Origin of the sequence: Facivitalis istanbulensis (assembly GCF_040560405.1) — a bacterium.
GTDB classification, from domain to species: domain Bacteria; phylum Pseudomonadota; class Alphaproteobacteria; order Sphingomonadales; family Sphingomonadaceae; genus Sphingomonas; species Sphingomonas istanbulensis.
Map to the genome: position 1 here is coordinate 19,737 of NZ_JAVSCQ010000017.1, position 14,693 is coordinate 34,429.

18 protein-coding genes and 1 riboswitch are annotated in these 14,693 nt (G+C 66.3%); of the genes, 8 read left to right on the forward strand and 10 right to left on the reverse strand.

The window, feature by feature from the left end; translation table 11 throughout:
• The first annotated feature begins 37 nt into the window (after window positions 1–37).
• From gluQRS to thiC, 6 genes are all read left to right on the forward strand, one after another.
• A complete protein-coding gene (gluQRS, locus tag RN629_RS11260) occupies window positions 38–880 on the forward strand; it encodes a tRNA glutamyl-Q(34) synthetase GluQRS (RefSeq protein ID WP_407035338.1) in 843 nt (280 codons plus the stop codon).
• 10 nt (window positions 881–890) lie between these two features.
• Window positions 891–1,121, forward strand: coding sequence for a twin transmembrane helix small protein (locus RN629_RS11265; protein WP_407035291.1), 231 nt, complete (start codon window positions 891–893; stop codon window positions 1,119–1,121).
• Between the two features lie 4 nt (window positions 1,122–1,125).
• Window positions 1,126–1,689, forward strand: a complete 564-nt coding sequence (locus RN629_RS11270) for a cob(I)yrinic acid a,c-diamide adenosyltransferase (protein ID WP_407035292.1) — start codon at window positions 1,126–1,128, stop codon at window positions 1,687–1,689.
• 38 nt (window positions 1,690–1,727) lie between these two features.
• A complete protein-coding gene (egtB, locus tag RN629_RS11275) occupies window positions 1,728–2,999 on the forward strand; it encodes an ergothioneine biosynthesis protein EgtB (protein ID WP_407035293.1) in 1,272 nt (423 codons plus the stop codon).
• Window positions 3,000–3,001: 2 nt separating this feature from the next.
• Window positions 3,002–3,979, forward strand: a complete 978-nt coding sequence (gene egtD, locus RN629_RS11280) for an L-histidine N(alpha)-methyltransferase (protein WP_407035294.1) — start codon at window positions 3,002–3,004, stop codon at window positions 3,977–3,979.
• A 194-nt stretch (window positions 3,980–4,173) separates the two neighbouring features.
• Window positions 4,174–4,264, forward strand: a riboswitch (TPP riboswitch).
• Between the two features lie 45 nt (window positions 4,265–4,309).
• On the forward strand, window positions 4,310–6,157 hold the full coding sequence (gene thiC, locus RN629_RS11285) for a phosphomethylpyrimidine synthase ThiC (RefSeq protein WP_407035295.1): 1,848 nt from the start codon (window positions 4,310–4,312) through the stop codon (window positions 6,155–6,157).
• 140 nt (window positions 6,158–6,297) lie between these two features.
• Here the strand turns inward: thiC and RN629_RS11290 are convergent, their stop codons facing one another.
• The 5 genes from RN629_RS11290 to ung all read right to left on the reverse strand — a co-directional run bounded on the left by RN629_RS11290 (window position 6,298) and on the right by ung (window position 8,605).
• The gene (locus RN629_RS11290) at window positions 6,298–6,579 is read right to left on the reverse strand and encodes a DUF3892 domain-containing protein (RefSeq protein WP_407035296.1); all 282 of its coding nucleotides are present in this window, start codon (window positions 6,577–6,579) and stop codon (window positions 6,298–6,300) included.
• A 365-nt stretch (window positions 6,580–6,944) separates the two neighbouring features.
• Window positions 6,945–7,211 (reverse strand): Txe/YoeB family addiction module toxin, encoded by a 267-nt coding sequence (locus RN629_RS11295; protein ID WP_407035297.1) that lies wholly within the window; start codon window positions 7,209–7,211, stop codon window positions 6,945–6,947.
• Window positions 7,208–7,480 (reverse strand): type II toxin-antitoxin system Phd/YefM family antitoxin, encoded by a 273-nt coding sequence (locus RN629_RS11300; RefSeq protein WP_407035298.1) that lies wholly within the window; start codon window positions 7,478–7,480, stop codon window positions 7,208–7,210. The genes RN629_RS11295 and RN629_RS11300 overlap by 4 nt, the downstream gene beginning before the upstream one ends.
• Before the next feature lie 21 nt (window positions 7,481–7,501).
• Window positions 7,502–7,813: a zinc ribbon domain-containing protein YjdM gene (locus RN629_RS11305; protein ID WP_407035299.1), complete on the reverse strand. Its 312-nt coding sequence runs from the start codon at window positions 7,811–7,813 to the stop codon at window positions 7,502–7,504.
• A 96-nt stretch (window positions 7,814–7,909) separates the two neighbouring features.
• Window positions 7,910–8,605, reverse strand: coding sequence for a uracil-DNA glycosylase (gene ung, locus RN629_RS11310; protein ID WP_407035300.1), 696 nt, complete (start codon window positions 8,603–8,605; stop codon window positions 7,910–7,912).
• 117 nt (window positions 8,606–8,722) lie between these two features.
• On the opposite strand from ung, the gene RN629_RS11315 reads away from it, so the two are divergent.
• Window positions 8,723–9,097: a hypothetical protein gene (locus tag RN629_RS11315; protein ID WP_407035301.1), complete on the forward strand. Its 375-nt coding sequence runs from the start codon at window positions 8,723–8,725 to the stop codon at window positions 9,095–9,097.
• A gap of 235 nt (window positions 9,098–9,332) precedes the next feature.
• On the forward strand, window positions 9,333–9,860 hold the full coding sequence (locus RN629_RS11320; protein WP_407035302.1) for a hypothetical protein: 528 nt from the start codon (window positions 9,333–9,335) through the stop codon (window positions 9,858–9,860).
• A 146-nt stretch (window positions 9,861–10,006) separates the two neighbouring features.
• Here RN629_RS11320 and RN629_RS11325 read toward each other — a convergent pair whose 3' ends face one another.
• The 5 genes from RN629_RS11325 to RN629_RS11345 all read right to left on the reverse strand — a co-directional run bounded on the left by RN629_RS11325 (window position 10,007) and on the right by RN629_RS11345 (window position 14,657).
• Window positions 10,007–10,888 (reverse strand): MipA/OmpV family protein, encoded by an 882-nt coding sequence (locus RN629_RS11325; protein ID WP_407035303.1) that lies wholly within the window; start codon window positions 10,886–10,888, stop codon window positions 10,007–10,009.
• 71 nt (window positions 10,889–10,959) lie between these two features.
• Entirely contained in the window at window positions 10,960–11,391 is a 432-nt protein-coding gene (locus RN629_RS11330) for a DUF2141 domain-containing protein (RefSeq protein ID WP_407035304.1), read from the reverse strand.
• The gene (locus RN629_RS11335; RefSeq protein WP_407035339.1) at window positions 11,324–12,079 is read right to left on the reverse strand and encodes a sterol desaturase family protein; all 756 of its coding nucleotides are present in this window, start codon (window positions 12,077–12,079) and stop codon (window positions 11,324–11,326) included. The genes RN629_RS11330 and RN629_RS11335 overlap by 68 nt, the downstream gene beginning before the upstream one ends.
• Window positions 12,080–12,205: 126 nt before the next feature.
• The gene (locus tag RN629_RS11340; protein WP_407035305.1) at window positions 12,206–13,198 is read right to left on the reverse strand and encodes a glycosyltransferase family 2 protein; all 993 of its coding nucleotides are present in this window, start codon (window positions 13,196–13,198) and stop codon (window positions 12,206–12,208) included.
• A 34-nt stretch (window positions 13,199–13,232) separates the two neighbouring features.
• On the reverse strand, window positions 13,233–14,657 hold the full coding sequence (locus RN629_RS11345; RefSeq protein ID WP_407035306.1) for a M48 family metalloprotease: 1,425 nt from the start codon (window positions 14,655–14,657) through the stop codon (window positions 13,233–13,235).
• Window positions 14,658–14,693 lie beyond the last annotated feature (36 nt).

Consider the following 14,693-nt stretch of genomic DNA (forward strand, 5'->3'; position numbering starts at 1 on the left):
ATTGGAATCGGGGTCAAGGGGGCGGATGATGCGCGGCATGGTCTCCGTGACGCGATTCGCGCCCAGCCCGACCGGACGGCTGCATCTGGGCCATGCGCTGTCGGCGGTGCGGGCGCATGATCTCGCGCGGGCCGGTGGCGGGCGATTCCTGCTGCGGATCGAGGATATCGACGGTACGCGCAGTCGACCGGAGCATGTCGAGACGATCCTTCGCGATCTCGCATGGCTGGGGCTGGAATGGGACGAGCTGTCCTTCCAGTCGGAGCGGCTGGCGCTCTATGCCGCCGCGCAGGCGCGGCTGGGCGATCTTCTCTATCCCTGTTTCTGCACCCGCGCTGCAATCGCGGCCAGCCTGTCCGCGCCGCACGGGCCCGTGGCGGCCTATCCGGGCACCTGTCGTTCGCTGTCAGCGCAGGCGCGCGCTGCGCGGATTCACGAGCCGCATGGCTGGCGGATCGACATCGCCCGCGCGGTCGACCGCGTGGGGCCGCTCGACTGGCGGGACGACCAGGCCGGCACGATCGCCGCCGATCCGCTGCGCCATGGCGACGTGATCCTGGCGCGCAAGGACGCCCCCGCCAGCTATCATCTGGCGGTGACGGTCGACGATGCCGCGCAGGGCGTGACCGATGTGGTGCGCGGACGCGACCTGTTCGAGGCGACGCATGTCCACCGCCTGCTTCAGGCCCTGCTGAGGTTGCCGACGCCGCTCTATCATCATCATCCGCTGATCGTCGGGGGTGATGGACAGCGGCTCGCCAAGCGCCACGGCGCGCCCGCGCTGGCGGCGATGCGGGAGGCGGGCGAGGACGGCCATGCGCTCGCCGATGCGCTGCGGCGCAATATGCTTCCCGCTGGATTTCGGCTGGGGGAGGCGTAAGCTTCGCGGCATGACCCTATTTCTCGTGATCCTGCTGATCGCGGCGATGATCGCGACCCTGGTCGCGCTGGTGCGCGGCATCGTCAGCTTTCTGCAAGAGGCGTCCGCCGAGGCAAGGGGCGGCGAGGGGCCGACCGTGTCGCAGTTGAAATCCAACCGGATGATGCAGCAGCGCATCTTCTTCCAGGCGCTGGCGATCACCGTCGTCGTGCTGCTCCTGTTCCTGGCGGGACGGACCTGAACCCATGGTCAAGCTGACGAAAATCTATACCCGCACCGGGGACAAGGGCACGACCGGACTGGTCGACGGATCGCGCCGGTCCAAGGCGGACGCGCGGATGATCGCGATCGGCGAGGTGGATGAGGCGAACAGCGCGATCGGCGTCGCGTTGCTGTCGGTCGAAGGACCGATGGCGGCGCAGCTGACCCATATCCAGAACGACCTGTTCGACCTGGGCGCCGATCTGGCCACCCCCGGCGAGATCGAGGGCGCGCTCCGCATCCTGCCGGAGCAGGTCGCGCGGCTGGAGGGACAGATTGACGCGATGAATGCGGCGCTGTCGCCGCTGACCAGCTTCATCCTGCCCGGCGGCGGCGCGGCCGCGGCCCATCTGCATCTGGCGCGGGCGATCGCGCGGCGGGCGGAGCGGGCCGCCGTCGCGCTGGGCGAACGGGACGCGGTCAATCCGGCCGCGCTCGCCTATCTCAACCGATTGTCCGACTGGCTGTTCGTCGCCGCGCGGGTGATGAACCAATGCGGCGCATCGGACGTTCTTTGGGTGCCAGGAGGGGCGCGCACGGGACGGTAAAGGACCGGTCGGCGGCCCCGCACTCCGGGGAGCGCCCAATGTCGATCCTTGCTCCGTCCGCCGCGACGTCTGCGCCGCCTGCCGACGATCTGGCCGCGCGCTACCGATCGGTGCGGGCGCTGACCCTGGCGCTGGCGGAGCCCCTGTCGGACGCCGACGCCACGGTCCAGTCGATGCCCGACGCCTCGCCCGCCAAATGGCATCTGGCGCATACGAGCTGGTTCTTCGAAACCTTCGTATTGCGCGATCATGTGCCGGGCTATGCACTGCACGACCCGCGCTTTCCCTTTCTGTTCAACAGCTATTACGAGGCGGAGGGCAAGCGCCACGCGCGCCATCGCCGCGGGATGATCACCCGCCCGACGCTGGACGAGGTGCGGGCGTATCGCGCGCATGTCGATGCGGCGTTGCTCGCCGCCCTGCCCGCGCTTCCCGCCGATGCGCGCGACCTTGTGGCGCTGGGCTGCCATCATGAGGAGCAGCATCAGGAGCTGTTCGTCACCGATATCCTGCACCTGTTCTCGGAAAGCCCGCTCGAACCCGCGCTATATGCGCCCGAGCCCAAGGAGCCGGTGGCGATGCCCGGCCCGGTCGGCTGGATCACGGGGCGGACGGGCATCGTCAGGGTCGGCCATGACGGGCGGGGCTTCGCCTTCGACTGCGAAGGGCCGCGCCACGACGCGCTGCTTCACCCCCACGCCATTGCCGACCGCACCGTCACCAACAGCGAGTGGATGCGGTTCATCGCCGATGGCGGCTATCGCGACTCGCGCCATTGGCTGTCGGATGGCTGGGCCTGGGTGACGGGGGAAGGGATCGCCGCGCCGCTCTATTGGGAGGCGGGGGACGGCGGCTGGACCCGTTTCGGACTGGACGGCCGCCGCCCGGTCGATCCCGCCGCGCCGGTCACGCATGTCAGCTTTTACGAGGCGGACGCCTTCGCCACCTGGGCGGGCGTGCGACTGCCCACCGAGATCGAGTGGGAGGCGGCCGCCGCGGCGCATGACGCATCGGGCGGCCACCAGATGGATCGCGCCGGCGCGGTCGAGCCACGTCCCGCGCCGCAAGGCCCGGCCTTTTTCGGCAATGTCTGGGAATGGACCGGCAGCGCCTATCGCCCCTATCCCGGCTTCCATCCCGTCGCGGGCGCGGTCGGCGAATATAATGGCAAGTTCATGAATGGGCAGTTCGTGCTGCGCGGAGGCAGCTGCGCGACGCCGCGCGGTCATGCCCGCGCCAGCTATCGCAACTTCTTCTACCCCCATCAGCGTTGGCAATTCACCGGCGTCCGCCTGGCAAAGGATCTGTAATCATGCTGAAGCCCGAGATCGAGGACGGCCAGATGACGCTGGCCGACCCCGCCTTCCGCGCCGATGTCCTGTCCGGGCTGGCGCGTCGCCCGCGCGCCATTCCCGCCCGCTGGTTCTATGACCGTCGCGGGTCGGAGCTGTTCGAGGCGATCACCGACCTGCCCGAATATTATCCGACCCGGGCCGAGACCGCGATCCTGAAGACCATCTGTCCCGAGGTGATCGCGCATGTCGGCCGGGGCCGGGTGGTCGTCGAGTTCGGATCGGGATCCTCGACCAAGACGCCACTGCTGCTGCGCTGTGTCGAGCCCGCGGCCTATGTGCCGATCGACATTTCAGGCGATTTCCTGCGCGACTCCGCGCGCAATCTGCAACGCGCCTTTCCCGATCTTCCCATCCATCCGCTGGAGGGCGATTTCATGCGCGCGCTGGCGTTGCCCGCGATGGTGGCCGACAGGCCCAAGCTGGGCTTCTTCCCCGGCTCGACCATCGGCAACATGACGCCCGCAATGGCGACCGACCTGCTGCGCGCGATGCGCGGGTCGCTGGGCGAGGGCGCGATGCTGCTGATCGGCATGGACCGGGCCAAGCCCGTCGACGTGCTGGTCCAGGCCTATGACGATGCGCCGGGCGTCACGGCGGCGTTCAACCGCAATCTGCTCGACCGGATCAACCGCGAACTGGACGGCACTATCCCGGTCGAGGCCTTTCGCCACCGCGCGGTGTGGAACGACGATCGCTCGCGCATCGAGATGCATCTGGCCGCGACCCGCGATGTCGATTTCACCATTGAGGGACGCGCCTTTGCGATGGCGGCGGGCGAGACCATCCATACCGAGAACAGCCACAAATACGGGCCCCGCGACGCCAGGATCCTGTTGCGCGCGGGTGGCTGGACCCCCGTGGCGCAATGGAGCGATCCCGATGAATTGTTCACGGTCTATCTCGCCGAAGCCCAGGCGGCCCGGCTTGCCCCCTGAGGGCGTCATGGACAGGTGGCTCGCACCCGTGGCGCGATCGCTGCTCGCCGACGCCGATGTCCCGAAGGTGCAGTCGCGGCCGCTGTCTGCGGTCGACTGTCTTCCCCTTGATCCATCGGGGTATTATCGAGCCGCGCTGTGCGCCCGCGCGAAACCCCTTCTTATCCGCCGCGAATACGCCTATGCAGGCGTGATCCCCGGGGGAGCGCCGATCCGCGCTTGAGAGGGGGGCAGGAGCCCCCGACCCGCTGAACCTGATCCGGCTGACACCGGCGTAGGGAGGGAGCGGCCCCGTCTCTCATGGTCCGTTTCCTCCGCATGGAGTGGACTATGGCAGATATCCCCGCAAAGGCCGAGATCGGCGTCACGACCGGCCCGATCCGTGGCTCGAAGAAAATCCATGTCGGCCCGCTGGGCGTTGCGATGCGCGAAATCCATCTCGACCCGTCCTCGGGCGAGCCACCGCTGCGCGTCTATGACACCTCAGGCCCCTATACCGACCCGACCGCGCGGATCGACATCATGGCGGGCCTGCCGCAGATTCGCCGCACCTGGATCGAGGGGCGCGGCGATGTCGAGACCTATGACGGCCGCGAAATCCGCCCCGAGGATAATGGCCAGCTTGGTCCCGACCGTTCGGGCGGAGTGCCGCAATTCCCGCGCACCGGGCTGAACCGTCCGCTGCGGGCCAAGCCCGGCATAAACGTCAGCCAGATGCACTATGCCCGGCGCGGCATCATCACGCCCGAGATGGAATATGTCGCGACCCGCGAGAATCTGGGGCGCGAGATGCTGAAGGATTATGTCCGCGACGGCGAGAGCTTCGGCGCGAGCATCCCTGATTACGTCACGCCCGAATTCGTCCGTGACGAAGTGGCGCGCGGCCGGGCGATCATCCCCAACAACATCAACCACCCCGAATCCGAACCGATGGCGATCGGCCGCAACTTCCTGGTCAAGATCAACGCCAATATCGGCAATTCGGCGGTCGCCAGCAACGTCGCCTCCGAGGTCGACAAGCTGGTCTGGTCGATCCGCTGGGGCGCGGACACGGTGATGGACCTGTCGACCGGGCGCAACATCCACGACACGCGCGAATGGATCATCCGCAACGCGCCCGTGCCGATCGGCACCGTGCCGATCTATCAGGCGCTGGAGAAGGTCGGCGGCATCGCCGAGGAGCTGACCTGGGAGATTTTCCGCGACACGCTGATCGAACAGGCCGAGCAGGGCGTCGACTATTTCACCATCCATGCGGGCGTGCGCCTGCCCTATATCCCGCTGACCGCCAAGCGCGTCACCGGCATTGTGTCGCGCGGCGGCTCGATCATGGCGAAATGGTGCCTGGCGCATCACAAGGAATCGTTCCTCTACGAACGCTTCGACGAGATCACCGAGATCATGAAGGCGTATGACATCGCCTATTCGCTGGGCGACGGGCTGCGTCCCGGCGCGATCGCCGACGCCAATGACGAGGCGCAGTTCGCCGAGCTCTACACGCTGGGCGAGCTGACCAAGCGCGCCTGGGCGCAGGACGTGCAGGTCATGATCGAGGGCCCCGGCCATGTGCCGATGCACAAGATCAAGCAGAATATGGACAAGCAGCTGGAGGCGTGCGGCGAGGCGCCCTTCTACACGCTCGGGCCGCTAACGACCGACATCGCGCCGGGATATGACCATATCACCAGCGGCATCGGCGCGGCGATGATCGGCTGGTATGGCACGGCGATGCTCTGCTACGTCACGCCCAAGGAGCATCTGGGCTTGCCCGACCGCGACGACGTGAAGGTCGGCGTGGTGACGTACAAGCTGGCCGCGCACGCCGCCGACCTGGCCAAGGGACACCCGGCGGCCAAGATGCGCGACGACGCGCTCAGCCGCGCCCGCTTCGAGTTCCGCTGGCGCGACCAGTTCAACCTGTCGCTCGACCCCGACACGGCGGAATCGTACCACGACCAGACGCTCCCGGCGGAAGGCGCGAAGACCGCGCATTTCTGTTCGATGTGCGGCCCCAAATTCTGCTCGATGAAGATTACGCAGGAGGTCCGGGAATTTGCGGCGAAGCAGAACGCCCCGGTGGAGACCTTCGTCGCAGCCGACGAGGCCGAGGCGGGGATGCAGGAAATGAGCGAGAAATTCCGTGAGAAGGGCGGGGAGGTCTACCTTTCGGCGGAGTGATGAAAAAGGGCTGCATCCGGCAAGGATGCGGCCCCCTCATTCCCAATCCCCGTTTCGCCTGAGCGAAGTCGAAGGCCATGGGGTGACGATTATGAAAGCGGCGAGGGGGCGTCATGAAGGCGCACCTCTCGCCTTTCTGCTTAGGGGCATTCGGGCAAGCTCAACAGATTGTTCGGCTGCTCGCCGTCATTCTGCGTCTTGAGATATTTGTTACCCGCAGCGGACCGGGCGACAATCACCCAGACCGTTTGCCCGCCGACCGAAACGTAGAACTGCCATTGGCCGGTTTCGATAGCGGCAATCGCTTGTTCTTGGGTCAGCTTCCATTGGTTGGGGTAGGTGCCGCCGACATGGGAAATGCGCTCGTGGGCGCTGTAGCGGTTCGTCTTGTTGATGCATTGGATTTGGGCAGCATTAGCCATCGTACATAGCTCCGCCACACCGCCCAGGCATCATGGCGGTTGACCTTGAGCGAACGGGCCCATAAATTCCGGATGCTGACCAAAGCACCGGCGGGGATGCCTGCCGTTTTATCAAGGGTGATCGGTTCCAACGATCACCCTTGATCTTCTTATGACATCATTAAGCATAATCTGTGTCAATAAGAATAATGCCTACTTCATCCTTATTTTAGAAAAGAAAGTGGATACAGTTTAATCACTAGGTGATTCGATCAGCGCTGCGCCCATTCCGAGGATGAAGTGTTGTCGCTGGACCGCGATCTCTGAGGTGATGGGCGTGGCACGGGCAATCCAGCCGCGCCCATCACAATCACATCCGTTTTGGATCAATAATGATACCGGCACTGCGCCACTTGCAGCACTTGCTCATCGCCGCTGTCAGCCACCCGGTACACCAGCCGATGCTCATGGCTGATCCGGCGCGACCACCAGCCTGACAGGTTCCCGCCCAGCGGTTCGGGTTTGCCGGTCCCCTTGAACGGGTGGCGGCGACATTCTTCAATCAGGGCATTGAGCTTCGCGAATAGCTTCGCGTCATGAGCATGGAGGTCGAGATACTCGGCCCATGATCGTGACGAGAACTGGACCTTCACGGTTGGACGAGATCGTGGGTTTCGCCGCCGCCTGCTTCCAGCTCGGCGATGCTTTCCAGCAGACGCTGGGCGTTCTTGGGCGAGCGCAGCAGGTATAGCGTCTCTTCGATCGAGGCCCATTCGCTGGCCGAAATCAGCACGGCGCCTTCACCCCGCTGGCGGGTGATCGCCACGGGCGCGCGGTCGGCGACGACCTTGTCGATCATCGCCTTCAGATTCTCGCGCGCTTCGGAATAGGAGACAGCTTGCATACAGCCAAAGTTGTACAATAATCTGTCCAATGTCAAGGCTTACCGCTTCCGCACGAACTCCGCGCGCAGCACCAGCCCCTTGATCCCGTCGAACTTGCAGTCGATTTCCTGGTCGTCGCCGGTCAGGCGGATCGACTTGATGAGGGTGCCGCGCTTCAGCGTCTGGCCCGCGCCCTTGACGGTCAGGTCCTTGATCAGCGTCACCTGGTCGCCGTCGCTCAGCACATTGCCGACCGAGTCGCGCACCACGACCGCGTCATCGGGACTGCCCGCACCGGCCTTGGCGGCGGCGTCGGCCGCGCTGATCCATTCGCCGGTCGCTTCGTCATACACATATTCGTCGTCGGCCATCGTCCGAGGTCCTTGTTCTGATCGGTGGAATGGCGCGCCCTATGCGCGCTCGCGTCAAATGATGCCAGTATGATTACAGATCGGGCGACCCTTGAATCAGGACAGTGGCGGCAGTGCCCAGTCGATCGGTTCGCGGCCATGCGCGACCAGAAAGTCATTGGCGCGCGAAAAGGGGCGCGAGCCGAAGAACCCGCCCCGCGCCGACAAGGGCGAGGGGTGGACCGAGGTCAGGACGCAGTGCCGCCCGGCTCCCATCTCGCGGACGAAGCCCGCCTTTTTCTGGGCATAGGCGCCCCACAGGATGAAGACGACCGGCTCGGGCCTGGCGGCGACCGCGCGGATCACGGCGTCGGTGAACCGCTCCCAGCCGCGCCCCTGATGCGACGCGGCCTGCCCCATCCGCACGGTCAGCACCGAATTGAGCAGCAGCACCCCCTGCCGCGCCCAATGGTCGAGCAGCCCGTGGCTGGGCGGCGCGATGCCCAGGTCTGTCGCCATCTCCTTGTAGATGTTGACCAGGCTGGGCGGCGGGCGGACGCCCGGCTGGACCGAAAAGGCCAGGCCATGCGCCTGTCCCTCGCCATGATAGGGGTCCTGCCCCAGGATCACGACGCGCACCTGGTCGAGTGGGGTCAGGTCGAGCGCGCGAAACCATTCGGAGGGGCGGGGAAAGACCCGCTGCCCGGCCGAGCGTTCCTCGGCCAGAAAGCTCTTCAGCGCCTTCATATAGGGCGTGTCGAACTCGTGGCGCAGGACGGACAGCCAGCTTTCGTGCAGACGGATATCGCTCATCGCTTCGTCATGCCGATGACGTCTTTGTCGCGCAACCGTGGCGCGTGCGGATCGTTGTGCAAGCGATATGGTCACGATATTGGCGGCCATTGCGATCATTCGGAGGATTTAGCGACCATGATGCGTTCGACCACCGTTCTCGCCCTTCTCGCCGCCGCGCTGCCGCTGGCGGCGTGTGGCTCCTCCAACGAGGGCGGCGCGAACACGACGCAGGCGGCGCCCGCCAATGCCAGCACCGCGGCGGCGATGGGCGCGAAGGTGCGCGACCTGCCCGAGGGGCAGCGCAACGGCGTCCTGTTCCGTGCGATCCGCGATTCGGGCAGCACCGGGCAAAGCTGCCAGGCGGTGACCTCGATGCGCGAAGTGGCTGCGGTCAATGGCGCCCCGGCCTGGGTCGCGGTGTGCGACAATAATGCGCAATGGACCATCGTCTTCACCGCCGATGGCGGCGCGACGGTGACCGGACCCTTCCCGCTGGACAAGAAGGGCTGATGACGCCTGCGCAGCGGGGGCGGCTTTGCCCTTGAAGGCGATCCGACCCGTCGCGCCCGGGCGGCCCTATTCGTGCCCGTCCAGCCTGTCGCCGGGAACCGGACGCCTGGGGCAGACTGGCAACTCTTGCCTGTGTCGACGACGGTGCACCGGCCCGTCCCGGCAACCGGCATTGGCATGCCGGTGCTGGCTGGGGCATGATAAGGCCGAGAGCCCGGCCAAAAGGAGAATTTCGATGCGCCGTCTTCCCTTGCCCTATGTCTTGCCCTGCCTGATCCTGGTCGCGCTGGCGGGCTGTAACAGCCAGACCTCCGACACGAGTTCGGACGTCGCGCCGGGCAATTTCACTCCCCCCGGGCCGGTGCGGCCGACTCCGGCGGCGCAGACGGCGAAGGTCGATCCGCTGGCGGCCTATGTCGGCCATTATCCCAATGACGTGGTGAAGGGCGTCAGTTTCTTCGACCAGCCCGAGGTGCTGAGCGCGCTGCGCGGGGCGGTGAGCGATCAGGCGCTGGTGAAGCGCGTGACGTCGCAAGGTTCGGTCACGGTTCCGATCTTCCGCTTCGGCAAGACGGGGATCGCCGCGCATGGCTGTACCCCGCATAATTGCGCCGACAGCCATTGGACCTTTATCGTCGAGAAGCAGGGGCCGGAGAATAAGGGCCAGCTCTGCTATCACGATCAGGACAAGATGGGGGACGCCAGCCGCTGGTATATCGGCGGCGCGCCGGTCGTCCGTCCGGGGCCGTGCCCGCAGGAATAAGCGGTCGGGGGTGTCTCCGGTCGAAAGCCGCCTCCGTTCGACCTCGGGGTCGAACGGACGGGCGGCGCGCGGTGCAGCCCGCCGGACATGGCGGCACAGGGATAGGCGTGCCTGTTCTCCATGCGGCGAGCGGCGCGCGAACCCGGTCAGAAAGTATAGGCTATGCCCAGCGCGCTCAGCCACTGGCTGCGCGAGCCCGCTTGCGACACGATCGGGCTGTCGCCGAAATCATTGAGCATCCGGCTATAGTTGACGCTGCCGACCAGCTTCCAGCCATGAACCAGATTGCCGGTGATCGAATAGGTGCCGATCGCACCCGCCGTCCAGTCCTTCCACCCCGCGCGGGCGGTATAGACGGGCAGGGTGCTCGCGATGCTCTGCTCGGGGTTGATCGAGAAATAGCGGCGGGCATAGCCTTTGCCCGCGCGCTCGGCGGTCACGAACAGGCCGACCGCCGCCTTGGTCGACAGCGGCGTGAAATAGTTGATCGTCGGCTGCCAGATCGCACTGTCATGGACGTTGGTCACGTCATGCCGATAGCTGAGCGCGATGGACAGCCGGTCATAGGGGCTGGTCACGACGCCGACCTTGGCGATGCCGACATAGCCACCCAGTTCGACTGCCGCGCCGATCTTGCCCAGCGCGCGAACGCGGGGATCGTCGATCTGCGACGGTGCGGTGCGATCCATGTTGACCACCGCGACGGGACCCGCCTGAAAATCCCATGCGGGGTTGCGAAGGTCGCCGATCAGGTCGACCGACAGGCGGTTGCCGATCAGCGCGATCGTGCGTCCGTCGATATAGGCCAGCCCGGCGGGGGCGGCGGTGAAGCGATAGTCGTTCGACCCCTCGTAATCGGGCAGATAGACTCCGCCCAAGCCGATGGTGACGCTGTTCTTGTTCAACTCGCCCGCCGGTGTGGTGGCGGGATCGCGAGGACCGGAAATCTCTTGCGCCCAGGCGGGCACTGACAGGGAAAAAGCCGCCGTGGCGATCAACGGGGCGGCAACGCGCGAAAAAAGCCGCAAGGTGGAACACTCCCTGAGATGGTTATCCGGCATCAAACGCCACGCCATGGATTTCGCTCCGGCGCGATGGGTCAGAAGATATACCGCATCCGAATCTGTTGCGCTTCCGCAACACCTTCGAGCGTGAAGCGGGCGGCGGTGAAACGCGGCGGGCCGAAATGGATCGGCGGGTTGCGCGAGAAGCCGAAGCCTTCGCGCGGGATGCCCGCCAGCGTGTCCAGCTTGGCATTGCCATTCTCGTCATGGATGACGGCGGCGGCGTAATTGCCATGGGGCAGGCCGTCCAGTCTGATCGCCTTCTGGCCGGCGGGCACCGAACGGGTCATGGCGCGGCTATCGTCGACACAGGCCGGGAAATTGTCCGGGTCGGCGGTCAGGCACAGGCGGATCATGCCCTTGGCCGAACGCAGATGGTCGATGCCGATGTCCAGGTGGCTAACCGGCGCGGCGCCCATCAGCGGCAGCGCGACCAGCGCCAGCGCGGCGGCGCTCCGCCTGCGCATGGGCGCGCCCGAAATCGCCGAGCCCCCGGTCCGTTCTGCACAATCGGTCCCAGAAGCGGAAATATAGCCCATAATTGCACCCATATTGCTCATGATGCCGCTGATGATGGCTGGCGGTGATGAGCCACCCCCCCAAGCGCCCCTGCCACATGAAGCGCGGAAAGATTTCCCAGCCCATATGGTTGGTCACGCCCATAACGGTCATGATGGTCAGGACCAAGCCGAGCGCGCCGGCATGGATCGGAATCACGAAGACCAGTAGCGGAATGGCCACAGCGCCGGTCACCGCCTCGATCGGATGAAAGGCCATGGCGGCCCAGGCGGTCGGCGGGCGGCTGGCATGATGGACGGCGTGGGCGCGCTTGAAGATCGCGGGGCGGTGCATCCAGCGATGCGTCCAGTAGAACCAGGTGTCGTGCGCCAGCAGATAGAGCAGCACCGAGACCGGCCAGTACCAGAGCGGCCAGGCATGGATATCGGCATAGATCTGCGTCCATCCGCGATTCTGCCATCCCCAGGCGACGATCCCGGCGGGGATGCCGTAGATCGCGGCGGAGGCGAGGCTCCAGCCGATCTCGCGCCGGATCTGCGGATCGAGGCCCGCATAGAGATCGGGATGCCGCGCCCTGGTCGCCAGCGCGAACGCACCCGAGGCGATCAGGTAACGGACCCCGACGATCAGGGTCATGGCGATGGCGGACAGGATGAGGGCAAGCGTCACGCCGCCCTTCTAGCCCATCCGTGCGTCGGCTTGAAGGCGGCTGCGTCCGTCATTCGGAGCCCATCATGTGGGGCCTGTCATTCCGGCGGGCGGTCAGGCGGGGTCCTTGGCTCCCTCATGGGCGCTGTAGCCCAGCCGGGCATGCCCCTGGACCGGCCCGGCGATATCGGCGACCAGGTAGAGCGGACGCCGCTTCGATTCGATGTAGAGCCGCCCGAGATATTCGCCGATCATGCCCAGCACGAGCATCTGCACCGCGCCCAGGACGACGGTGACCAGCATGGTCGAGGTCCAGCCCTGCACCGCCGAGCCGGTCAGCCAACCGATCGCGATATAGACCAGCAGCAGCAGCGACGCGGCGGTCAGCGCCAGGCCGATATGGCTCGCCCAGCGCAACGGGGCGGTCGAGAAACCTGTCACCGCGTCGAAGGCGAGCGCGATCATCTTGCCCAGCGGATAATGGGTCTCGCCCGCATGACGTTCGGCGCGGTCATAGGGAAAGGGAATCTGGCGAAAGCCGACCCAGGCGACCATGCCGCGAATGAAGCGTGCCTGTTCGGGCAGCGATTGGAGCGCATCGAGCGCGCGGCGGCTCATCAGACGGAAGTCGCCGGTGTCGAGCGGGATCGGCGTGTCGGTCAGCCGGTCGAGCATCCGGTAGAAGATTGCCGCCGTCACCTTCTTGAACAGCGTTTCCCCGGCGCGCTTGCGGCGCACGGCATAGACCACGTCCGCGCCCTGTGCCGCCATGGTCGCGCGCATGTCGGAGAGGAGCTCGGGCGGGTCCTGAAGATCGGCGTCGATGATGAGGATCTGCTCGCCCGAACACAGGTCCAGTCCGGCGGTCAGCGCGAGCTGGTGGCCGTGATTGCGCGACAGGTTGATCGCGACCAGATGCGGGTCGGCGGCGGCCAGCCGCTGCATCACCGGCCAGCTGTCGTCGCGCGAGCCGTCGTTGATGAGGACGATTTCATAATCGTCCCCCACCGCCGCGCGGGCGGCGCCCGAGATCCGCGCGTGGAGCACGTCCAGGCAGGCGGCTTCGTTGTAGCAGGGGACGACGACGGACAGGGCAGGGCGCTTCATGACGCCGCCGGTTTAGCGGCGTCGAACGCGTCCGTCACCCATTCACGACCAACTTGACCAAACGACCCGGCACCAGCGGTTGTTCCGGGTCGAGCCCGTTGAGCGTGACGAACCGTTCGCGCCGATAATCGGGATAGGCCATGCGCGCCGCCAGACTGTCGATCGTGTCGCCCTGGCGGACGGTCACGATGCTGATCTTCTTGCCGTGAATGGCGTTCGCCTCCGCCGTGGACAGCGGCGCGACCGAGGCCAGCAGCGGCTGGAACGGCCCGATCCCGCTGCCCGCCGGCGTCACCAGCGTGAAGGTGTAGGTGGCCGCAGGGAAACGATACGCCACCACGGTCGCATCGACCGCGCGATTATTGGCGGCGGCGCGTGTCGTTACCCATGCATAGCGGAGGCCGTTGGCGGTGCCGTTCTGGAGCTGGCCCGTGGGCGTGCCGGTGCCGAGCTGTTTGAAGCGCAACGCGATGGCCTGGCCCAGGTCGCTGCCCTGGCCCAGCCGCATTTCGGCCTGCCCCCCCTGGCCGACGATGCTGACCGCATCGCTGCCATTGGCGATGCGATAGCCGCTGGGCGCGGTGAATTTGAGCTTCAGGACGGGATGGCGAAAGGTCTGGCCATCGACAATGCCTTCCTTGGGGTCTTCGCCATAGGGCAGGCCGTCGAGCATCCGCAGGAAGGCGGTGTCCTGTGCCGGAGTGGTTTCCGGGCGGCCGGTCTGCCGCGCCAGCGCGGCGGCGCGGCGCACGCGATCGGCGCTGTTGGGATGGGTGGAGGCCCAGGTGGGAATCGCATTGGCGTCGCGGCCCGCGGTCCGCGCGGCCAGGTCGCTCGACGCCGCCAGCGCGGCGAGCATGTCGGGCGAGGCATAGGGATCATAGCCCGCCGCGGTCATGTAGCGGATGCCGAGCCCATCGGCCTGATATTCCTGATCGCGGCCATATTTCAGCGTGTAGAGCTGCGCGCCGGTGCCGACGAGCTGGGTGGCGACATCGCTGCCGGTCAGCAGCCCCGCGCCCGCCGCCAGGATCGAGCCGATGGTCGAGCGGGTGTTGCGGCTCTGTGCGTGGCGCGCGGCGACATGGCCGACCTCATGTCCCAGCACCGAGGCGAGCTCGGCCTCCGAGTTCATCAGCGCGAGAAGCTGGCGCGTGACATAGATATAGCCGCCGGGGATGGCGAAGGCGTTCTCCACCGGCGAGTTGAGCGTCGTCACCACGAAATCGCCCTGCGCGTTGGACAGGCCCGACTGGACCGCGACCCGCTTGCCCACCCGTTCGACGAACGCCGCCTGTGGGCCGGTGTAGCGGCCGCCATATTGCGCGACGAGCTGGGGATTGGCCTGTGCACCCTGCGCCTTGTCGGACGCGGAGATGGACCGGACCTGTTGTGCGACGGCCGGAAAGGCAACGGGCGCGGCGAGGGCGAGCATGGCGGCGGCGGTGACGAAACGCATGAGAAAGGCTCCCTGTTCGGGAAGGTCAAAGCGCGT